This window comes from Clostridium senegalense JC122 (genome assembly GCF_000285575.1).
Classification (GTDB): Bacteria; Bacillota; Clostridia; order Clostridiales; family Clostridiaceae; genus Clostridium_J; species Clostridium_J senegalense.
The window spans coordinates 343,543-365,934 of record NZ_HE611050.1; the positions used below are offsets into that span (position 1 = coordinate 343,543).

Here is a 22,392-nt window from a genome sequence, read left to right on the forward strand (position 1 = left end):
GAAAATTTTTTTAATTGACGCTAAACTATTAACTCTTATTTTTCTACTGACTATAGTTATAATAACTTTTATCAAATTACAACAAAAGTTTAATAAATAAACTTAAACATGAACTTATTTTCCTATATTATAAAAAATATATTCTATAATCATACAAAATACTCTTCACTTAATAATTTAAAATATTTATATATATTAATAGATACAAAACTTAATTTACAAAATTTATATAATAAAAAAACCATATGAAAATAAAATTTCAATCTTATTTTCATACAGTTTTTTTGTTTTTATACTATATTACGTTTTAATATATTAGCCATTTCTATCATTTCTTCTGAGTTATCTAGTGTTAATTTAGTTACTTCACTTCCACCTATCATTCTAGCTATCTCATATTTCTTCTCATTTTTATCCATTTTTCTTACTTTTGTAAAAGTTTTATCATTTGTAGATTCTTTTGCTATTAAATAATTATAATCTGCCATACTGGCTATTTGTGGTAAATGAGTTACACATAAAACTTGGTGATTTTTTGATATTAAATACATTTTTTCACCAACTCTTTGAGCTATTCTTCCACTTATTCCAGTATCAATTTCATCAAATATAACTGTTGGAATTTCATCTTTATCCACAAATACAGTTTTAAGTGCTAGCATTATTCTTGAAAGCTCTCCACCTGAAACTATCTCTTCCAATGGTTGAAGTGGTTGTCCAGGATTTGTTGATATATTAAATTGAACTTTATCCATACCATTAGAATAAATATTTTCTGTAAGCTCTATATTTATTTTAAATGTACTTTTATTAAGTCCTATATAATCTAATTCATTTTTTACTTTTTTTTCAAGTTCTTTCCCTATCAAAACTCTAATATTATGGATTTCTACTGCTTTTTCACCGATTTTTTTTTCTAATTCGGCTTTTTCTTTTTCAAGCTTTTCTATTATTTCACCAAAGTTTGAAAGTTCATCAAAACGAACTTCTAAATCTTTTTTATAATTTAATATTTCTTCTATTGTTTCCCCATATTTTTTTTTAGCTATACCTAATTGATACATTCTTCCATTAACAAATTCTAATTCTTTTTCATCATAATATATATTATCTTTTATAGTTCTTATATCATCTATATTTTCTTCTATTATATAATAACAACTTTCTAGTGCAGATACTATTTTTTTTATTTCAGATTTATTATTTTCTATAGTTCTTAGTTCTCTAATAACATATGATAATCCATCTATAGTAGAATATCCTTCTTCTCCACTGTTTCTTAACATACTATATGAAAGTAATAAACTCTTTTCTATTTTTTCTGCATTAGATAACATAGAAAAACTTTCTTGTAATTCTTCATCTTCACCTATTTTAGGATTTATATTTGATATTTCATCAATTTGAAATTTTATGAAATCCATATTTTTTCTCTATCATTATTATTACCTTTTAACTCTTTTATTTTTGATTCTATTGAAGATAATCTTTCATATAATGTTTTATATTCATCCAATAAAATAGTTATATTTTCACTTCCAAAAGCATCTACATATACTATATGATTAGAATTATCTAAGAGATTTTGATTTTCATGTTGACCATGTATATCTAATATAGATTCACTAATAAGCTTAATTTTTGATAAAATTAAAGTTTTACCATTAGCTTTAGCTATAGTTTTACCAGTGTTAAAACTTTCTCTTGTTAACACTAATACATCATCATAATCTACTTCTAACATATTTAGTGTAGATTTTATTCTTTCATTTTCTATTGTAAATATTGCTTCAACTACAGTTTTTTCTTCCCCAACTCTTATAAGATTTTTATTAAATTTTCCACCTAAAACAAAATTAATAGCATCTATTAATATAGATTTTCCAGCTCCAGTCTCACCAGACAAGACATTGAAACCATTTTCAAAATCAATAGAAAGCTCTTCTATTAATGCAAAGTTCTTAATATTTAATTGTAACAACATAATACATCAACCCTATCTATGAATCAATTTCTGTATTCTATCAAATATCTCATTAGATTTTTCATCACTTCTAGTTATGACAAGGACTGTATCATCTCCTGCTATTGTACCTGCAACACCATCAAATGCAAATGAATCCAAAGCATCTGCTACTAACCCTGCTGATGCTGTTATCGTCTTTACAACTAAAAACTTATCTATCTTTTCAACTGAAGTGGCAGTTTTAGAAAACATATTAGCCATTGCATTAGGATTGTATCCTGTCACTTTACTAGACGCTGCATATTTATACTTTCCATCATGAGATAAAATTTTTATAAGATTTAATTCTTTTATATCTCTTGAAACTGTAGCTTGAGTTACATTAATACCATCGTTTCTCAGTTCTTCTGCTAATTCTTCTTGTGTTTCAATATCTTTACTTTTTATTATTTCATAAATTTTATTATGCCTTAAACTTTTCACTAATTATCACCTTCACATTGTATTGATCTTGAAATTATTTTTGTTCTTAATAAGTCAAAATAATTATAGTCATCAAAATTTATTAAGTTGCATTTTCTTGTCATTTTTTCTATATAAACTTCCTCTTTGTCTTTCAATTCTATTACTGATTGACCATCTACACATAAGTATGAACCACCATCTTGAGAATTAATCATTATTGATATTTTATTATTAGAGTCTAATATTATAGTTTTGCTTCCTATAGAAATAGGACATATAGGTGTAACTCCTATAACCTCTAATGTTGGATATATAATTGGTCCACCTGCTGACAATGCATATGCTGTAGATCCTGTTGGAGTAGAAATTATAAGACCATCCGCCTTATAATTTATATAAAAACTTCCATCTATATATATATCATAATTTATAACGCGAGAAAAGCTTCCTTTAGAAATAACTATTTCATTTAGAGCTGAATAATAATATTCCTCATTTCTCTCTGGTAAAGAACACTTTATCATCATACGTTTATTTATTGTATATTCATTGGATTTTATGCGCTTAATCCCACTTTCTAATCGAGAAAGCTCTATACTTGTTAAAAATCCTAAATGACCTATATTAACAGCTAATATTGGCGTTTCAAATTTTTCTACTGCTCTTGCTGCTCTTAAGATAGTACCATCTCCACCTAAAGCTATTAAAAAATCTAAATTTTCGCCTTTTTCACTGTCTAAGTTTAAGGAATCATAAAATTTATATATGTTACATTGTTTAAAATATTTTTTAACTATTTTTTCTACTTCAATTACTATTGTGCCTTTACTATCCTTTTTAGAATTAATATTTATCCCTATATTCTTCATACTTCCTCCATTGATAAACTGGAATGAGATATTTTAGCTATTCTTTCTATTTCATCCACTGAGAATATATTATTTGTATTTATAGACTTAGAAAAATATACCAAATATTCTATATTGCCATTAGGTCCTTTGATAGGAGAATAATCTAAACCTAGTACAGTTAATCCAATTGATTCTATAAATTTAACAATTCTAAATATAACTTCTATATGGTCTGTAACCTTTTTAACTACTCCTTTTTTATTAACTTTTCCTCTTCCAACCTCAAATTGTGGTTTTATAAGGGCTATAATCTTACCATTTTTATTTAAAAGATTTGTTACTGACGGAATTATTTTTTCTAATGATATAAATGAAACATCTATTGAAGCAAAATCAGAAAGCTCTTCAAAATCCTCTGAAGTTAAATACCTTGCATTTACACCTTCCATAGATATGACTCTATTATCCTCTTTTAATTCCTTTACAAGCTGATCATGTCCTACATCTATAGAATATACTTTAGTAGCACCTTCTTTTAACATACAATGTGTAAAGCCACCTGTAGATGCTCCAATGTCTAGGCAAATTTTATCTTTTAAATCTATGTTAAAACTTTTTATAGCTTTTTCTAACTTTAATCCACCTCTACTAACATAAGGTATTGTTTCACCTCTAAGTTCTATTTGTGAATCTTTATGAATTTTTTTACCACACTTAACTTCTTTTAATCCATTTACATAAATCTTGCCTTCATTTATATATTCTTTTGCTTTTTCTCTTGAAGGTGCAATTTTTTTGTTATGCACTAAAATATCTAGTCTAATTAAGTTCTCGCTCATGCCTACTCCTTTATAATGCACTAATAATACTGTTATAGATTCCCTTTGGATCTAATCCATAAGTCTTATATAATATATCAACTGATCCATGAGGTATAAATTCATCATCAAATCCTAAGTTAATAACTTTAGTGCTATTATAATTCTTTTTATTTATATATTGTAATACTAAATCTCCTAGTCCACCATTTATTATATTATCCTCTACAGTAACTACCATATTAATCCCATCGTTTATAAGTTTATCAATTAAGTTAGTGTCTATTGGCTTAATAAAACATGAATTAATTACAGTACAATCTATATCTCTTTGAAGTAACTGTTCTTTAGCTATAATTGCATGTTGTACCATTTTTCCTGTGGCCAAAATTGCTATTTTACCTTTTATACCTTGTAGTACTTCCCATTTACCTTTTTCCATGTTTTTTATAGGTGACAGATGTACATTTGCCATATCTCCACCTCTAGGATATCTTATAGCAACTGGATAATTTGCAGTAACAGCAAAGTTTAACATTACATTTAATTCATCTACACATTTAGGACTTATTATTGTCATATTAGGTATATGTGATAAATACGATAAATCAAATATTCCTTGATGTGTTTCACCATCTTGACCTACAATTCCTGCTCTATCTATAGCAAAGACCACAGGTAAATTTTGTAATGCTACATCATGTAATACCTGATCATATCCTCTTTGTAAAAAAGTTGAATATACCGCAAAAACAGGTTTTAATCCTGAAACTGCCATTCCTGCTGCCATAGTTACAGCATGTTGCTCTGCTATACCTACATCAAAAAATCTTTGTGGAAATTGTTTAGCAAAGCTACCAAGCCCTGTGCCTTCCGGCATTGCCGCTGTTATAGCTACTACATCTGGATTAGCCTTAGCTATATTTATCATTTCTTCACCAAAAGCTGATGAATAGCTCTTACTACTACTTCCATTAATTTTTCCATTACAAGAATTAAATGGTCCTACTCCATGAAATTTGTGAGGAGCTTTCTCTGCAAAAGGATATCCTTTTCCTTTTTTAGTTATTGTATGTATAATTACTGGTCCATTAAAATTCTTAGCCATTTTTAGAACTTTACTCATTTCCTTTATATTATGGCCATCTATAGGTCCTAAATATTTAATACCCATATCTTCAAAAAACATTCCTGGCACAAATATTTGTTTTATACCACCTTTAATTTTATGTATTGAATTTACCATACCTTTTCCTACAGTAGGTATTTTTTCCAACTTAGTTGTAACTCCAGTTTTTAATTTATTATACCCACTATCTAATCTTATTTCACTTAAATATGATGAAACTCCCCCTACATTTTTTGAGATTGACATTTCATTATCATTTAATATTATTATTAATTTACTTTTATTATCGCCAACATCATTTAATGCTTCCATAGCCATTCCACCAGTTAACGCACCATCACCTATAACAGCTATAATACTACTATCTTGTTTTTTTAAATCTCTAGCTCTTGCCATTCCTAATGCTGCTGAAATTGATGTACTACTATGTCCTGTATTAAAAAAATCATATTGACTTTCATCTCTTTTAGGAAATCCACTTAATCCATCAAATTGTCTTAAAGTACCAAACATCTCTTTTCTTCCAGTTAATACCTTATGTACATAACTTTGATGACCAACATCCCAAACTATTTTATCTTTATTAAAATCAAATACATTAAATAGGCTAATTGTTAATTCAACTATACCTAAATTTGAAGCTAAATGTCCGCCAGTTACTGAAACTTTTTCTATAAGAAATTGTCTTATTTCACTTGCAAATTCATTTAGCTCATTTAAATTCATATATCTTATACTATTAAAATCACTATAATTATCTAAGTACTTTGTCATTTTCATTATCCTCTTTTTTACAAAATATATTATTTTCGTAACCGTAAAAATTATATCATATTTTATAAAATAGCAAAATTACTCTTCTATAAAATCGCATCATAATATTATAAATCATTAAAGATTAAATAACCTTTTTAGTCTATTGACTTTTCCCCTTAAATTTATTTTTATAATCTAATTTTTATAATTACCTTTCAATTTATTATAAAATTCCAAGTTAACTTTTTAATTTATTGTTTAGAAAACCTAGATACCGTAAAAAGTAACAACAAACTTATAACTCCTTTAACTAAGGGTTAAGCTTATTTTACTATATTAATAAAAGGTGGTGATATACTAAGTAAAATTTGCGGCTTAGGTCTAGTAGGGTTTCCCATAGAATAACTAAAATGTCGCCATTTTAGCAGTTTCCTTTTAATATTCTATCTATACTGTTGCCATATATAGGACTAGATTACCACTTAGTCCACACTACAATCCCTAACATACCTTAAAAATAAACAGTCTAGGAGATTTCCTCAACAGTTAGGTATCTTTTTATCCTCTTTTGCAACATAGGTTTCAGTAAGCAATAATCTTAATACTTTGGCCTCAGTATTAAGATTTGATCCTACCTCCACCTATATCACTCAAGGCAAGCTACTCTGCACATAGCTCAGTTTACCACAATGCAGGTTTAATCCATTGCCGTACTTTGGATATTTCTTCCCAAGCACATACAATGGTCTCCACGAATGTAGGGTCAGTTACGCATGCCTTTGCGCTTGCCCCACATTCTTACTCCCAGCACCAACCCAAAACTGGGCGTTTTAAGCCAGCACAAGGAACTTCATCGATATGCTCTTCAACGGATTTTTAGCCCCGTCTTCAAAGATACTTACCTGACTAGAATACTGCACCACCTTTTTTATCACATTATATCATATGCATTTAAAATGTCAAAATCTCCATTTTACTGCTTTTTCCTTCATTTTTCTTTTCTTTAGCATTAAAAACAATTATGCTTTTCCCATATTTTTATACTGCTTAAAATTATCAAATTTATATTTTAGATTAATGAAATATTACAATCAATAATTTCTTTTTAACAAGAATTCAGTAAGCTCTATTAATAAATCCACATTTCTATTTAATTGTTTTAATAGTTGAATACATTCATCAGTTAAATTTTCACAATATTCTTTACATTTTTCCAAACCATACATTGTAATAAAATTACTTTTTAAATTATCCTTATCACTTAAACTTTTTCCAGCTGCTTTCTCATCACCAATTACATCTAAAATGTCATCCTTGACTTGAAATGCTAAACCAATTTTTTCTCCATACTCACTTAATATTTCTAACTCTTTTTCAGTAGCCTCTCCTAGTATAGCACCACTTAATACTGACGCTTTTATAAGCTGTCCTGTTTTATTTTTATGCATCTTTAAAAGCATTTCTTCAGATACTTTTTTATCTTCACTTTCAATATCTATGATTTGACCTAATATCATACCTTCTGCACCAGCAGCTTCAGCTATTAATTTAGATGCTTTAACCTTTCTTGCTTCTAAACTCATGCACTGATTAAACATTATAATCATAGATTCATTTAATAGTCCATCACCTGCTAATATGGCTCTAGCTTCTCCAAATTTTTTGTGATTAGTAGGCATTCCTCGTCTTAAATCATCATCATCCATACTTGGTAGATCATCATGTATCAATGAGTACGTATGAATCATTTCCATTGATAAAGCAAAAGGTAGTGCCTCTTCATATTTTTCTTTATATAAATTATAAGTTAAAAGTAAAAGTATTGGTCTTATTCTTTTGCCCCCAACTTTCATACTATAAAGCATTGGCTCTAAATACTTTTTTAAACCTTCTGGCTTTGCATCAAAATATTCCAATATGTATTTTTCTATTAAATTTTTAAAGTCCTTGATATCCATTTTACATCCCTCACTAATTATAACTTATTATTCTATATTAAATTCCTCTTCATTATCTCCTGATAATATTTTTATTTTTCCCTCATAACCATTTAAAATTTTATATAAATCATTACAAAGTTTTATTCCTTCTTCATATTTTTTCATAGATTCTTCTAAAGTTAATTGACTATTTTCCATTACGTCTACTATATCTGTAAGTTTTGAAAATTTTTCTTCATAGCTTTCTTTTTTTCTTGCCATTAAAATTCCCCCTTCTCTTCTATAATGAAATTACTATCTCCATTCTTTAGTTGAATTCTTACCTCTTTTACTTTTTTTAATTCACCAATATCAGGTATTATATTGTTTTTATTATCATATATAAGAGAATAGCCTTTATTCAAAACGTTTAATGGATTATGAGCAGTTAATAAGTTATATTTATTACTTATTTCACTTTTTTCTTTTTCAAGCATATTTTTTATTTTTGATTCTAAAATTTGTTTATATTTATCTATATTATTATATTGGTTAACCAAAAAATTTTTTGGACTATTTAATTCTAATTTTTTTTCATATAAATCTATATTCCTTTTTTCTTGATTTACTCTTCTTTCCATACTAATATACATATTGTTTTTCAATACTTGTATTTTTTCTTCTATTTGTGATAGGGTTGGAACAACTATTTCAGCCGCTTGTGATGGCGTAGATGCCCTTTTATCAGAAACAAAATCACTTATAGTAAAATCTGTTTCATGACCTATCCCTGTTACTATAGGTTTTTTAGATTTTACAATAGCTCTTGCTACAATTTCTTCATTGAAAGCCCAGAGTTCTTCTATAGACCCACCACCACGTGCAAGTATAATAACATCTATATCATCTATAGAATTTAACTTTTCTATGGATTTCACTATGTCATCCTTTGCCTTGATTCCTTGTACTAATGTTGGACATATTAAAATGTTAACATTAGGATTTCTCATTTTTGCTACATTTATAATATCTCTAATTGCTGCTCCTGTATTAGATGTTATAACACCTATTCTTCTCGGAAACCATGGTAGTGATTTTTTTCTATTTTCGTCAAATAATCCTTCTATTTCTAGTTGTTTTTTTAGTTTTTCAAAAGCTACAAATAAATCACCAACACCATCAACTTCTATATGATTGCAATAAAGTTGGTAAACTCCCTCTTTTTCATATACTGATATTCTTCCACTAACAACAACATTCATACCATTTTCTGGTATGAATGTTAATGAATAAGTATTGCTTTTAAACATAACGCAATTTATTTTAGAAGAATAATCTTTTAACGAAAAATATATATGTCCACTACTATGAATTTTTACATTAGATAACTCTCCTTTTATTTTTGAATTACTAAGAATAAAATCATTATCCAATGTCTTTTTTATATAACTATTTAAAGTAGAAACTGTTATTATTTTATCGTACATTTTTCTCCCATGCCTCACATGTATTTTTTATAAGCATTGTTGTTGTCATAGCTCCAACACCGCCTGGTACTGGTGTTAAATGTGATGCTATATCTATAACTTCATCGTAAACTACATCTCCCTTTATTTTACCTTCTATCATTGTAGTTCCAACGTCTATAACTACTGCACCATCTTTTACAAAATCTTTAGTAACAAACCCTGGTCTACCTATAGCAGCTACTAATATATCAGCTTCTTTGCATACATCTTTTAAATCTTTAGTTCTTGAGTGACATATTGTAACTGTCGCATTTTCATTTAATAACAATTGTGCTGCTGGTTTACCAACTATATTACTTCTACCTATAACAACAGCTTTTTTTCCTTCTATATTAGGTTCTACAAATTTTATAATTTCTATTACACTTTTAGCTGTACAAGGGATAAAACATTTATCACCTTTATATAAAAGTCCTATATTAACATCTGTAAGTCCATCTATATCTTTTTTATAACTTATAGAAGATGTAACCCTTTTTTCATCAAATTGCTTAGGTAATGGCAATTGAAGTATTATTCCATCCACATTAGTATCTTCATTTAGTTCATTTATCTTTTTTATAAGTTCTTCTTCAGTAATAGCTTCATCTAATACTATAGATGTATATTTCACGCCTAATGACTCACTAAGTTTTTGCTGATTTTTCATATAGGAAATTGAACCCCCATCATTTCCTACTAAAACAGCAACCATTGAAGGTCTTCTAACGCCTTTTGAAACCTTTTCCTCAATTAAATTCTTAATATTTTCCCTATAAGTTTTAGCAATCTCTTTTCCTTCAATTCTTTTACCCATTTGTATGCTCCCCCTTTTTAAATAAATAGATTAATTCTAATCTATTTTAGATTTTTATATTATTTATTTTATAAAAGTAATTTAACTAACATTATAAAACATTTTACCATATATTATAATGTTAATTATTACATATATTATATTAATATATCATCAATTGTTCAACTTGTAAAAAAACTAATTTACCTAAATTATATGTTTTTAAAGTAATTTGTAAAACTATTTACTTAAAAGCTTAGATGCTGAAAATAGTGAGACATACCGCTAATTATTTACAATTCAATACTATATCTTTTTTTAAAATATTTCAAAATATTTAATAAATCTAAGTAGAAGCTTACTTTACTATATAACTATAATCTTAAATATTATTTTAAGTTTATTAGTTACTTTAAATAATATTCATGAAATTATAAAACAAGCTGAAATTTTAATTTATATTTACCAGTCGATAAATGCTTAAATGACACATTGAAAAATAAATTTTTCAAATTCAAAATCAATTGATAATATCATTTTACTATAGTAAATTAAAACTTCAGCATACTTTTTATTAATTTATTTTAAAAATTTTAGACTTAAAAACATATTGTTATTTTACACTAGTAAAATTATAATTTATCTACTACTAAATATATCTAATTATATTAAATATAAAGTTTTAACTTAAAATCCACTTTATACCTTTATCAAATGAGAATTTATATATTACATTCAACTATCTAATTTAATAGATATGCAATTTATTAACTTTTTTACTTATTAAAAGTTTGTTAATATTTTTAATTAACAAAATTTCTCATGAATAAGTAGATTATAGATATATCCTCACCAGTGAATACATGCTCGAAAGTAGCTTAAATTCATGAACAGATTTGAAATAAATCCCTTATGCAGTTCATGAACAAATTAAAATTCGAGCTTATCTCACTATCTCTATATGAAATTTAAAAGTAAACTTTGATAATTTTTTAAAATTTACAAACTTAATTTCTCTTTATATTACTCTAAGGCAATTTTTTATGTATAACTTATTATTTTTTTATTATGCTGTTTAATACACCATTAACAAAAGATGCTGAATTATCTTCTCCATATTTTTTAGCAAGCTCTATAGCTTCATTTAGTGAAACTTTATTAGGAATCTCTTCCTCAAATAATATTTCACAGACTGCTAATTTAAGAATTGATAAATTTATTTTAGATATTCTATCAATTTTCCATTTAACTAAATTATTTGATATTGTTTCATTTATCAAATCTAAATTATCATTTACATTTTTTAATATTCTTATTATGTAAGAAAAATCAACATCATCTAATTTTACCTCTGTATTTTCCTTAAAATTTTCTATAGTAGACATATAATCTTCTTTATTAATTGACATTTCAAATAATAGCTTCATAGCTATATCTCTTGTTTTTCTTCTATTCATAAGTTCCTCCTATAAATTAAATGTTTTTCTTATAAACTCACTAAAAAAAATTATTTACTTATTTATTTTCAAACGAAGATAATTATATCATAAATACATGAAATTGAAAAACAAAACCCTCCACAAAGGGAGGGATATTTTTAAATTTCTTTTTCTTCTTTATCTGGTTTAGGGAGTATAACATTCTGAACATATATATTAACGGCAGAAACTGTTAACCCTGTCATTGTTTCAACGGTTCTTTTTACATTTTTTTGAACTTTCTCCGAAACTTCTGTTATGTTAATACCATACTCAACAACCACGTGTAAGTCTATTGTAGTACTATTTTCTTCTAGCGTTACCTTTACACCCTTAGATACATTCTTTTTCATTGGAAATAATTGACTTATTTCACCAGTTTTAGAACTCATTTCAACGATGCCTTTTATCTCAGATGCCGCTAACCCAGCAATAACACTTACAACTTCATCAGATATTTTTACAATTCCTATTTCTTCATTTAAATCTTCAAATTGTCTATTCTCTTCCATACTAGTACCCCCTTATTTATCGTAGGTAAAACTTGTTAAAAATATTATATCAGATAAAGATTTATATTACAAATACTATTCTATAACCTTTATTTGAACATTTTTTATGTTAGCCTTGCTTACTACTACATCTTTTATTTGTCTTAATTGTTGGTCACTTAACTCTTTTTCATGTTTTACTACTATATTTGCTTTTTCATCTTCTAATTCACATACAACTTCTTCAAATCCTTGAGCTTTTAAAGCCAATTCTATATTTGTTTCTTTGTCTCCTCTTAAAGCTAAATTCTTATATTCTTCTGCTGCTTCTTTCTTTTGTTCTGCTGGAGTTTTATCATTATCTAATAGACTCTTTAATGTTTGAGTTGCTTTATTTCTTGCTTGATCTCTACTTAATTTCGCTTCTGTAAAATAACTACTACTGCTTGTAGTTTTACTTTTTTCCTTATTTTTACTATCTTTATCATTAGCTGCTGTTTCACCTATAAATTCTCCATCAGTAACATATAAAGGTGAGTTAACTTGAGTTGCTGCATATCCACATAACACTACAACTAATAGTAGTGCTGAAATGATTAATGTTTGTTTTTTATTCATTTTTATATTCCCCCCAATTTTTATTTCTAACTAATTATATGCTAATTTTTCATAGGATATACCTGAACTTTTTCTTCTTCTAAATCAAATAAATTAGTAACAGCTTGACGAACTCTAAGCTCTGTTATTTTATCTGAAGCACCCTCAGCAACAACACATATTCCTGTTATTTTAGGATTATATGTTTTAACAATAAGAGGCTCTGTTTTAGACCCTTCATTTGACATTACAACTGTAGTTCCACCATTTTCTTGATTTATACTTCTTTCACCTCCAACAGTATCTTTTTCTGTTGTATTGCTCTTAGAGTCATTTACATTTAAAGCAGGCACTTGTTCTTCTCCACTTTCAAAATAAATCATAGCTTCAACTCTGCCTACCCCATCTATTTTTTCTAATATAGAGATAAGCTCACCTTGAACTTTTTCTTTATAATTTGAAATTTCCATGGCTGCTTCTGTGGCTTTTTCCTCATTTTCTTCTTTTACTGTTGATGTAATATCTGAAGAATTTTTATTACCCATAATTTCACTTTGAGAATTTTGCTTAAAGAAGTTTCCCATAAATAACAATGCTACTCCGATAAAGAACAAGATTAGCAAGTTATACATTTTGCCTTTAGGTTTAGTTTCTTTTTTATTTTCATCTTTATTATTATCTTTTCCTATACATTGCTGATTTATTCCATTTTCTTTAGATTGTGAAAAAAATTTAGTTTTTATTTTTTCAAAGTCCATATACACACCCCCTTATATTTTTAAATACAATCTTTTTCTTAAGTTTATAGTAAATCTTATCTTTTACTAACGTATATTATGTCTTGTGAAATCTCATACTTTTCACTTAAATACTTTTTTATTTCCTTTGATTCCTCATCATCGGAATCTTCAAATTTATCCACTGTTACACTATTATCTCCCCCTATATCCACCTTTTTTATTTTGTCTACCATCCCATTCTTTAATGCAATTTGCATACTATCTATTTTAAATGTTGTATTTTCCTCATCAAAAGAAGCTTGTACATCTGCACTAAACTTTTTATCTTTGAATTTGTCTTCTAAATCATTTATACATTGATTTTCAAAATTTTTCTGAAAATTTTCCAATGTGTTTTCTATATTCATTTTTTTGTACTTGTCATAATCTACTTCATATTCTTTATCAAATATATATGCTGTTGATTTATCTATTTCTTCATATATGTCAACTTGTGAATTTAAAAGTTTTACTATTGGATTTAACATAATTACTACTAATAGTAAACCAAGAGCAAAGCTACAATATTTTTTTAATGAATTATCAGGAAGTATCATTTGTATGGCTGTTATAAAAAATATAGCAGTACACAAAGTGATTATGAAACCTCTTAGTTCTTCAATCATTCTTACCACTCACCAACTTAAATTTTTTAAGCTTTTTATATTAAATAAGCTCTGATTTAAATTTATTAAATAGTTTAAGATACTTTTATACAAAATGTAATATTGGATCCCAAAGGTTTTAAATCATATTTCACTATTAACTTTTAACTAAAATAATCTTTTAGTTATTGATAAAATATTAATTTTTCTCATTTGATAAATGGATAAATTTAAAATTTAACTTGGAACCCTATATTAGTTATTGTCACTATTTAAAATTTTTATATCATAATTATACTTTTTCCCGTTCCTGCAACTATAGCAATCATTATAAAAAACATTATACTTACGCTAATAACACAAGAACTTACTACTATCAATGATCCCCCTGCTGAATTTATAACAGATACTATTTTTTTATCACTAATTGGTTCTAGTATAGCTGCTGTTAATTTATATATTAAAGCCATAACTAAAATTTTTATTATAGGCATTAGCACTATTATTAAAACTATTAAAAGCCCTACAGTACTTATAGCATTTTTCAAAAGAACAGTATAACCAGCTACCGTGGATATGGCATCTGATAAAGTTTTTCCGATAACCGGTATAAAACTATCTACCGCAAACTTTGCAGTTTTCATAGTCACCGCATCTATACTTTTAGATGCAATACTTCTCACCGTAATCGTTGCTATAAAACCCGTTAAAAATATTCCTTGAACCCAAAGAGCTGATTTTTTTAGTAAATTAGTTAAATTACTTATCTTATAGTCATCACAAATATTATTTACAAAATCAAGAACAAACCCCATGGAAATAATCGGAATTAAAACAGTAGAATAAAATTTAGCACCTATACTACTTATTGCCATAATTACTGGATCCATAAGGGTGGCTTCTGCAAATCCTCCAACACTTGCTAGAAGCATCATAAGTACTGGAAACAATGCAGTTATAAAATCACTCATTTCTTTTATCGCAGTTCTTGCAACATCTATTCCCATATAAAAACCTTTTGACACAAGTATTATCATCACTGAATAACAAGCAAAGTGAGCTATGTTAGATAAATTTTCATTACTAAAAGCCTGTTGTAAATTATTTAAAAGTGCACTGACTATAGCTATTATAATAATTGATCCTACTAATTTAGATGATGCTAATATCTCTTTGACTGAATACATTAAAAGCGTCTTACTTAACCCTTGTATTGAAAATCCACCATCACCGGTTTTCATATAATTTTCAACAAATTCTTTTGGATTTAATCCTCTTAAAACCTCATAATCATTTTGCATATTTGATATATAATCATAGAGTTGATCCATTTTTTGTTTTTGTTCTTCTGTAATTTGAACCTCATCTATCTTTGTATCCTTATTATCAATAGCTTGTACATTAAGAGGAATAAATAATATTAAAGCTAATAAAAATAAAAACTTTTTCATAATATACCTCTTTTATAACATCTTTAATATAGTTTGCATTACACCCATTAATATAGGCATTGCTAAAGTAAGTATTAAAATTTTACCTGCAAATTCAACTTTAGATGCTATACTCCCTTCTCCTGCATCTTTACAAACCTCGCTACAAAATGAAGCTAAATAAGCAATTGCTAAAATTTTAAATATTATATCTAAATATACAACATCTATATTTGCCTTATTAGCGATAGTCTGTAAGAAACTAATAACTATAGTAAGCTTACTTATTACAAATAAGAAAATTATAATTCCCGCGGCAGTACTAATTAAAAGGGCTATATCACTCCTATTATGCTTAAGAGTTTGTGCCATAAAGAGAGCTGCAAAAGCAAAGCCTACTACCTGTAATATTTCCATAATGCCCTCCTTTATATATCTAAAAATTTACTAAGGTTTGAATTGACGAAAATAATTTTATTACTAATGTAGTTATCATCATTAATATAATTATTATTCCTGCAAAATTAACCATAGTTGCATAATCATCTCTACCTCCACTTTTTAAAACCTTATCCAATATTATTGTAACTATTCCTATTACACCTATTTTTATTATCAAAGTAAAATCTAACATATATCTCCCCCCTAAATAAGAATTATTACTATCATAGCACCTACAGTAAATCCTAAATATCTATACATTTTTAAGTTTTTTTTCAAATGTTCTTGTGCAATTTTAATGTTTTCTTCTAAATTCAATATGGATAATTCAAACATGTCTTCCTGACCTTCTAAACTCATTTCTCCTAAAGTTTTAGATAAGTTTAAGAATATAGAAACATCCTCTTTATTAAACCGTAAAGTATCTTTATTTTTTTCAAAAGCCTTACTAAAAGCATCATATACACTGTCACAAGAATTTTCACTTAACAAAATAGATATTTCATTCAAAGTTGTGGTTATAGGTTCTTTTGTACTTTCAGAAACTGTTATTAATGCACTGTGTAATAAAGAATGGCTGTACGTAATTTCATTTTTAAAATGATACATAGCTCTTTGAAATTCTTTTAAATTACTAACTCTTATTTTCAAATTCTCACCATACATATAACCAGTCAATGACGAAGTTATTAAAACAATAAATGCACCTAATAACTTAACCAATTAAAACTCCTCCTAATTCCTTTTCTTTTTTAAAATCATACACATATTCTATAGTTCCCACACCTTTTCTATTACTCAAAACAATCGCTCTTTCAAATACATTATTCTCCATAACCTCTCTAAATACAGGTCTTTTATATAAATCATCTATATCAAATCCATGTATAGTTGTAATAAGCTTCACTCCTGAATTCAAAGCTGCAATAATACTATCCATATCTTTATATGTTCCAATTTCATCACAAATTACAACCTCTGGTGACATACTCCTTATAGCCATTATTATTCCTTCACTTTTAGGGCAACTATCTAGAACATCAGTTCTCTCTCCTATATTCATTTGTGGTATTCCTTTAAAGCATGCTGCAATCTCACTTCTTTCATCTATGACTGATACATTTTTGCCTTTAAGATTTAATGTATAATTTCCATTTGATACAATACGACAAATATCCCTTAATATAGTTGTTTTACCGCATTTAGGTGGAGATATTATTATAGTGTTCAATATTTCACCTTCTTGTAAAATATAAGGAATAATAGTTTTGGAGCAATTTATTATTTCTTTTGCAACCCTTATATTTATAGACACTATATTTTTTATAGTTTTTACTTTATTGTCTTCGGTAACAACAGTTCCACATATACCTACCCTATGTCCACCTTTTATTGTTATATACCCTTGTTTAATTTCATCTTCAAATGCATATATTGAATAACTACTTATCTTTTGTAGTATAAATTTCATTGTTTCAGCAGATGGTTTATATTCATATTTTTTTCTTTATTATTGGAATATATGAATAGTGGTTTGTTTACTTTTAATCTAATTTCTTGTAATTGATTTAATGGAATATCTTTTTCTATAAGTTCTCTTATATTTTTAGGTAAAACTTCAAGTATCTCTATAGCCATTTTTATCACCCTTTCATATTCCATTAATATTTACAAGTTGATAAAATTATTACTAAAACATTTAATTTTTCTTTCCATGTTCTATACATATATAAGGAAACAAGCTCCAATTTAAATTTATTTAATAACTTTAAAATATTTTTATACAATATGCAGTGTCAAATGTAAGTGATTCGAAGCATGTCTCACTATTTTAGATATCTAAGTTTTGGAATGAATAATTTTAAAAATAAATTTGGACCCATACATAGTTAAACAATCCCAAATCTAAATTTGTTTATCAAATTTTTGTTATAATTTTCTTAAAAATAAATAACTATAATTAGTTACAGTTAATAGATGAAACTAAAATAATCTATTAATTATATGTAAGATATTAATTTAAATTTTCTAATTTGATAAATGCATAAAATTAAAATAAAATCAGGTTATAAAGTTAAAAAAGATTAGTTGAAGTTAATGATGAAAATAATTGTGTGTTTTTTAATTATATGTATATGCAATTTACTTTGCATATTTTAATAGGATAAGATACTAGGATTTTTTAACAGAGTATATTTAGTATTACTAAAAAAAGAAAGCATTAGTTACCCTAACGCTTTACTAACATGTATTTTTTTAAATTAAAAGTTATTATTTCATAAAATATAAATTAAAATTCTATACTTTAATTTTATATTTAAATAAAAAAACTACCCATAACGGGTAGTTTTCAATATATGAATTAAACTCTTTCCATATATTCTCCAGATCTTGTATCTACTCTTATTGTTTCTCCTTCATTTACGAATAGAGGAACTTGAACAACTGCTCCAGTTTCAACTGTTGCTGGTTTTAATACATTTGTAGCAGTATTTCCTTTTACTGCTGGCTCTGTATGAGTTATAGCTAATTCAACAAAGTTTGGAGCTTCAACTGAGAAAGCTTCTCCTTTGTAAAACTTAATTACAGCAAACATATTTTCTTTTAAGAACTTTATAGCTCCTTCAACTTTTTCATAATTTAAAGGAATTTGCTCAAAAGTTTCTTGATCCATGAAGTAGTATAACTCTCCATCAGAATATAAGTATTGCATTTCTTTTCTTTCTATAACTGCTTCTTGTAATTTAGCTGTTGGATTGTATGTTGTTTCAGTTACTCCTCCAGTTATAACGTTTCTTATTTTTGTTCTAACGAACGCAGCTCCCTTTCCAGGTTTAACGTGTAAAAACTCTACAACTGTGTAAACTTGTCCATTCTCTTCAAAAGTAGTTCCTTTTCTTAAATCTCCAGCTGATATCATTGGTGTTACCTCCTAATATATAAATGTTACATCTATAAGCATATTTATTATACCCATAGATAAATAAATTAATACTACCTAGTAACTATATGCAAATTAAGTTTTTTGGTGATTTTGATAAAACTTCACAGCCATCTTCTGTAACTAATATTAAGTCTTCTATTCTAACTCCACCAAAATTAGGAATATATATTCCAGGCTCATCTGTTATTACCATTCCTGGCTCTAATACTTCATTGCTTCTAAAGCTAACCATTGGTGCTTCATGAATTAATCTACCAACGCCATGACCTAATCCATGACCGAAATATTCTCCGTAGCCAGCGTCTTTTATTATGTCTCTAGCTATTTTGTCTAAATCAAAGCATGACATTCCTGGTTTAACAGCTTTTAATGCAGCCTCTTGTGCATTTAGTACTATGTTATATATTTCTTTCATTTTATCGTTTGGTTCCCCTATAACTATAGTTCTAGTCATATCAGAACAATATCCATCATACACTGCACCAAAGTCTAATGTCAAGAAGTCTCCTCTTTCAACTACTTTTTCTGTAGCTGTACCGTGTGGTAATGAAGATCTAACTCCAGATGCAACTATTGACGGAAATGATAAACCACTTGCACCTAATTTTCTCATGTAAAATTCAAGTTCTAACCCAATTTCCTTTTCAGTCATACCAGGTTTTATGAATTCTAACATGTGTTCAAAAGCAGAATCTGCTATTTGTTGAGCTTTTTTTATTGCTTCTATTTCATCTTTTGATTTTATTAATCTTAATTTTTCAACCATACCATTTAATGGTATCAAATCACAATTAACAGCACTTTTATAGGATTCATATAAGTCAAAAGTTAATACATTTTCCTCAAACCCTAATTTTTTAATATTAAGTTCTTTAACCATCTTATCTAAAAATGTTTCAAATGGTCTTTGATACTCATGTATTTCATAATTTTCAACTTGTTGATTTGCTTGTTCAGTGAATCTAAAATCAGTGATAAAAATTGCTCTATCCTTTGTTATTATAGAATAGCTTTCATCTCCTTTAAAACCACTCATATAGTTTCTGTTAATGTCCCCTTGTAATAGCACTCCATCTAGCCCATTTTCACTCATGGTCTTTCTTAAAGTTTCTAATCTTTTAGTATACATAACAAATTCACCTACCCCTTTATATTTTGAAGAATATTTTATGGATAAGTCTATTAAGACAAAAAAATATTTAGCATTTTTGTCTATTTAATAATGTATGCAATATAGACTCAATAGCTAAAATGTACCCATAATATCCTAAACCACTTATAACTCCATAACATCCTTCACTTATAACACTTTTTCTTCTATACTCTTCTCTTTTATAAATATTACTGATATGAACCTCTATAGTTATAATGTTATATGCTTTTATGGCATCTAAAATAGCAATGCTATAATGTGAATAGGCTCCAGGATTTATAACAACACCATCATATACTCCTACAGCACTATGTAATTTAGTGATTATATCACCCTCATAATTACTTTGATAAAAATCAATTTTTAAATCTTTTATATCTAAAAATTTTGTTGTTATGATTTTGTTTATTTGGTCTAATGTCATATCTCCATATATATTAGTTTCTCTATTTCCTAATAAATTAAGATTAGGACCATTTATAACTAAAATTTTCATATGTAAAACCACCTTACCATTTTTATAGCCTATAACAATAACATTTTATCAAAAATACATTACCTTTGCAATTAAATTATCCCATATATTATCTAATATCTTAAAATTTTATACATTTTTTTACATGGAGTTTAATAGATTTTATCCTAATATTAGTTTGTTAATTAATTTATTTAAATTTTCATCAATATTTTCTTCTAAATTAACTATTATATCTGCTTTATTATATATACTTTCTCTTTGATTGTATAACTCTTGCATTTTTCTTTGTAATTTCCTTTTAACAATGGCCTGTCTTTTATATGTTTTGCTCTTAATAATAAAAGTTCCATAGGAACATTTAAAAACACTACTTTTCCTTTTTTCTTAAGCTTATATAAATTATTGTTATATATAGGCATCCCCCCACCTGTACTTATTAATAAGCTTTGATTTTCAGGTATTTTATCTATAAAATCACTTTCTAAATTTCTAAAATACTCTTCTCCTTTTATTTTAAAAATATCTTTTACTGTCATTTTTTCATTTTTTGATATGATTTTATCAGTATCTAAAAACTTATATCCTATTCTTTCAGCAAGTCTAAAACCTAATGTACTTTTCCCACTTAAACTCATTCCAATTAAAATTACATTTTTCATAAACCATTCCTCTTTAAAACTTATTTTAATTTAATTATAGTATTTTATAATTAAATTTGTATAGTTATTTGTTTTTTATTGTATTCAATATAAATGTAATTTTTTCATTATCTAATATAGTTATATCATTTACTTCTAATACTTCTTCTGAATTTATTAAGTATTTTGCAATTGGAATAAAATCTTTGTAAGTACCTAAAAACTCCACCTCATATTTTGTTCCATTTTCTATTGGTTCTATTTGTTTTATTTCTAAATCTTCATATGCAAATATTAATTCTAATGTATCTACAAAGCCATAATTTTTTCTACTTTTGCCAAAGTTTCTTTGCTCTCCCCTTCTATACTATTATATTTTACATAAATAAAAAGATTTATAGACGTAAATGCTATCATAAAAATTATAAATAATTTTAATTTCCAATTATAATTTTTCATTAAATCATCACCTTTATAAATTTTTCATTATTTTCTTCTATTATTGGTGAAATTGTTTTTATACTATATATTTCTTCTATTTCCCTTACAGTATCCATATATTCTTTTTATTATTTATTAATATTGTAAGTTCTATTTCATTACTATTTATTTTTATATTTTTTATATTTAAACTTTCTAATATAAAATTTGAATCTAAATACTCTAATTTTTCTACAGCATCAATGTTTTTTTTAGGTAATTCATTAACTTCATTAACTTCATTAGCATTTATTTGATTATTTTTAAAGGAACATATATTATCTTTTATTAAGAATATATTTATTAATATTAATATAATCATAAAAACTTTTATTTTCTTTAATGTAATAGATTTAATATCTTTATTTTTTTTCTGTATAAGCTTGGAATAAATTCATTTTTCATAATTTTCTTCACCTTGCTATTGCAAATTTTAATACTTGATCTACTGTAAGAGGTAATAGTTCTACTACATTTTTTCCTTTTGTTAATTTTTCAATATTATTGGAATTAAAATGATATATAGTTTTATTATCATTAATAAATTCATCTAACAATTTATTAATTTTTTCTGTATTAGTAATTTTTATCACTCTATTAAATAATAAGTTTCCTTTATTAACTTTAATAAAATAAATAAAATTTTTATATTGGAAAAATCATTTTATAC

25 protein-coding genes and 2 pseudogenes are annotated in these 22,392 nt (G+C 26.3%); all 27 read right to left on the bottom strand.

Translation table 11 applies throughout. The features are described 5' to 3' along the window. Positions 1-290: 290 nt before the first annotated feature. A pseudogene (gene recN, locus CSGHG_RS19640) lies at positions 291-1,984 on the bottom strand (DNA repair protein RecN). Positions 1,985-1,996: 12 nt separating this feature from the next. Continuing rightward, a complete protein-coding gene (locus tag CSGHG_RS02145; protein WP_010292255.1) occupies positions 1,997-2,449 on the bottom strand; it encodes an arginine repressor in 453 nt (150 codons plus the stop codon). Beyond that, positions 2,449-3,300 carry an NAD(+)/NADH kinase gene (locus tag CSGHG_RS02150; RefSeq protein ID WP_010292256.1) on the bottom strand — a complete coding sequence of 284 codons (852 nt, stop codon included), beginning with the start codon at positions 3,298-3,300 and terminating at the stop codon, positions 2,449-2,451. Before CSGHG_RS02150 ends, CSGHG_RS02145 begins: the two co-directional genes overlap by 1 nt. Further along, a complete protein-coding gene (locus tag CSGHG_RS02155) occupies positions 3,297-4,121 on the bottom strand; it encodes a TlyA family RNA methyltransferase (RefSeq protein WP_010292257.1) in 825 nt (274 codons plus the stop codon). Before CSGHG_RS02155 ends, CSGHG_RS02150 begins: the two co-directional genes overlap by 4 nt. Before the next feature lie 10 nt (positions 4,122-4,131). Beyond that, positions 4,132-6,003 carry a 1-deoxy-D-xylulose-5-phosphate synthase gene (gene dxs, locus CSGHG_RS02160; RefSeq protein ID WP_010292258.1) on the bottom strand — a complete coding sequence of 624 codons (1,872 nt, stop codon included), beginning with the start codon at positions 6,001-6,003 and terminating at the stop codon, positions 4,132-4,134. Positions 6,004-7,076: 1,073 nt separating this feature from the next. Continuing rightward, positions 7,077-7,943, bottom strand: a complete 867-nt coding sequence (locus tag CSGHG_RS02165) for a polyprenyl synthetase family protein (RefSeq protein ID WP_010292259.1) — start codon at positions 7,941-7,943, stop codon at positions 7,077-7,079. Between the two features lie 27 nt (positions 7,944-7,970). After that, positions 7,971-8,186 carry an exodeoxyribonuclease VII small subunit gene (locus tag CSGHG_RS02170; RefSeq protein WP_010292260.1) on the bottom strand — a complete coding sequence of 72 codons (216 nt, stop codon included), beginning with the start codon at positions 8,184-8,186 and terminating at the stop codon, positions 7,971-7,973. Next, positions 8,186-9,391 (bottom strand): exodeoxyribonuclease VII large subunit, encoded by a 1,206-nt coding sequence (gene xseA / locus CSGHG_RS02175; RefSeq protein WP_010292263.1) that lies wholly within the window; start codon positions 9,389-9,391, stop codon positions 8,186-8,188. The genes CSGHG_RS02170 and xseA overlap by 1 nt, the downstream gene beginning before the upstream one ends. Further along, positions 9,381-10,229 carry a bifunctional 5,10-methylenetetrahydrofolate dehydrogenase/5,10-methenyltetrahydrofolate cyclohydrolase gene (locus CSGHG_RS02180; RefSeq protein WP_010292267.1) on the bottom strand — a complete coding sequence of 283 codons (849 nt, stop codon included), beginning with the start codon at positions 10,227-10,229 and terminating at the stop codon, positions 9,381-9,383. The genes xseA and CSGHG_RS02180 overlap by 11 nt, the downstream gene beginning before the upstream one ends. A 1,034-nt stretch (positions 10,230-11,263) precedes the next feature. Further along, positions 11,264-11,665 carry a transcription antitermination factor NusB gene (gene nusB, locus CSGHG_RS02185; protein WP_010292269.1) on the bottom strand — a complete coding sequence of 134 codons (402 nt, stop codon included), beginning with the start codon at positions 11,663-11,665 and terminating at the stop codon, positions 11,264-11,266. Between the two features lie 140 nt (positions 11,666-11,805). Then, positions 11,806-12,198, bottom strand: a complete 393-nt coding sequence (locus CSGHG_RS02190; RefSeq protein WP_010292270.1) for an Asp23/Gls24 family envelope stress response protein — start codon at positions 12,196-12,198, stop codon at positions 11,806-11,808. 75 nt (positions 12,199-12,273) lie between these two features. Continuing rightward, positions 12,274-12,795 carry a SpoIIIAH-like family protein gene (locus tag CSGHG_RS02195; protein ID WP_010292273.1) on the bottom strand — a complete coding sequence of 174 codons (522 nt, stop codon included), beginning with the start codon at positions 12,793-12,795 and terminating at the stop codon, positions 12,274-12,276. A gap of 41 nt (positions 12,796-12,836) precedes the next feature. Then, positions 12,837-13,532 (bottom strand): stage III sporulation protein AG, encoded by a 696-nt coding sequence (spoIIIAG, locus tag CSGHG_RS02200; RefSeq protein WP_010292275.1) that lies wholly within the window; start codon positions 13,530-13,532, stop codon positions 12,837-12,839. Positions 13,533-13,588: 56 nt separating this feature from the next. Further along, positions 13,589-14,179, bottom strand: coding sequence for a stage III sporulation protein AF (gene spoIIIAF / locus CSGHG_RS02205; protein ID WP_010292276.1), 591 nt, complete (start codon positions 14,177-14,179; stop codon positions 13,589-13,591). A 260-nt stretch (positions 14,180-14,439) separates the two neighbouring features. Further along, on the bottom strand, positions 14,440-15,609 hold the full coding sequence (gene spoIIIAE / locus CSGHG_RS02210) for a stage III sporulation protein AE (protein WP_010292277.1): 1,170 nt from the start codon (positions 15,607-15,609) through the stop codon (positions 14,440-14,442). Between the two features lie 12 nt (positions 15,610-15,621). Continuing rightward, entirely contained in the window at positions 15,622-16,005 is a 384-nt protein-coding gene (spoIIIAD, locus tag CSGHG_RS02215) for a stage III sporulation protein AD (protein ID WP_010292278.1), read from the bottom strand. A gap of 19 nt (positions 16,006-16,024) precedes the next feature. Next, positions 16,025-16,222 (bottom strand): stage III sporulation protein AC, encoded by a 198-nt coding sequence (spoIIIAC, locus tag CSGHG_RS02220; RefSeq protein WP_010292279.1) that lies wholly within the window; start codon positions 16,220-16,222, stop codon positions 16,025-16,027. An 11-nt stretch (positions 16,223-16,233) separates the two neighbouring features. Continuing rightward, the gene (spoIIIAB, locus tag CSGHG_RS02225; RefSeq protein ID WP_010292280.1) at positions 16,234-16,752 is read right to left on the bottom strand and encodes a stage III sporulation protein SpoIIIAB; all 519 of its coding nucleotides are present in this window, start codon (positions 16,750-16,752) and stop codon (positions 16,234-16,236) included. Next, positions 16,745-17,667 (bottom strand): annotated as a pseudogene (gene spoIIIAA, locus CSGHG_RS19645) (stage III sporulation protein AA). Before spoIIIAA ends, spoIIIAB begins: the two are co-directional and overlap by 8 nt. Positions 17,668-18,391: 724 nt before the next feature. Next, positions 18,392-18,949, bottom strand: a complete 558-nt coding sequence (gene efp / locus CSGHG_RS02235; protein ID WP_010292284.1) for an elongation factor P — start codon at positions 18,947-18,949, stop codon at positions 18,392-18,394. Positions 18,950-19,034: 85 nt separating this feature from the next. Next, positions 19,035-20,102 carry a M24 family metallopeptidase gene (locus CSGHG_RS02240; RefSeq protein WP_010292286.1) on the bottom strand — a complete coding sequence of 356 codons (1,068 nt, stop codon included), beginning with the start codon at positions 20,100-20,102 and terminating at the stop codon, positions 19,035-19,037. Between the two features lie 70 nt (positions 20,103-20,172). Continuing rightward, positions 20,173-20,622 (bottom strand): type II 3-dehydroquinate dehydratase, encoded by a 450-nt coding sequence (gene aroQ / locus CSGHG_RS02245; RefSeq protein WP_010292287.1) that lies wholly within the window; start codon positions 20,620-20,622, stop codon positions 20,173-20,175. 209 nt (positions 20,623-20,831) lie between these two features. Then, complete coding sequence (locus tag CSGHG_RS19650; RefSeq protein ID WP_010292288.1) at positions 20,832-21,263, bottom strand: shikimate kinase; 432 nt, start codon at positions 21,261-21,263, stop codon at positions 20,832-20,834. A gap of 64 nt (positions 21,264-21,327) precedes the next feature. Then, complete coding sequence (locus tag CSGHG_RS22985) at positions 21,328-21,471, bottom strand: hypothetical protein (RefSeq protein WP_155844721.1); 144 nt, start codon at positions 21,469-21,471, stop codon at positions 21,328-21,330. An 80-nt stretch (positions 21,472-21,551) separates the two neighbouring features. After that, positions 21,552-21,701 (bottom strand): hypothetical protein, encoded by a 150-nt coding sequence (locus CSGHG_RS22990; protein WP_155844722.1) that lies wholly within the window; start codon positions 21,699-21,701, stop codon positions 21,552-21,554. Positions 21,702-21,786: 85 nt separating this feature from the next. After that, positions 21,787-22,044 (bottom strand): hypothetical protein, encoded by a 258-nt coding sequence (locus CSGHG_RS02270; RefSeq protein ID WP_010292289.1) that lies wholly within the window; start codon positions 22,042-22,044, stop codon positions 21,787-21,789. A 91-nt stretch (positions 22,045-22,135) separates the two neighbouring features. Beyond that, positions 22,136-22,315, bottom strand: a complete 180-nt coding sequence (locus CSGHG_RS02275; RefSeq protein WP_010292290.1) for a hypothetical protein — start codon at positions 22,313-22,315, stop codon at positions 22,136-22,138. Between the last annotated feature and the right edge of the window lie 77 nt (positions 22,316-22,392).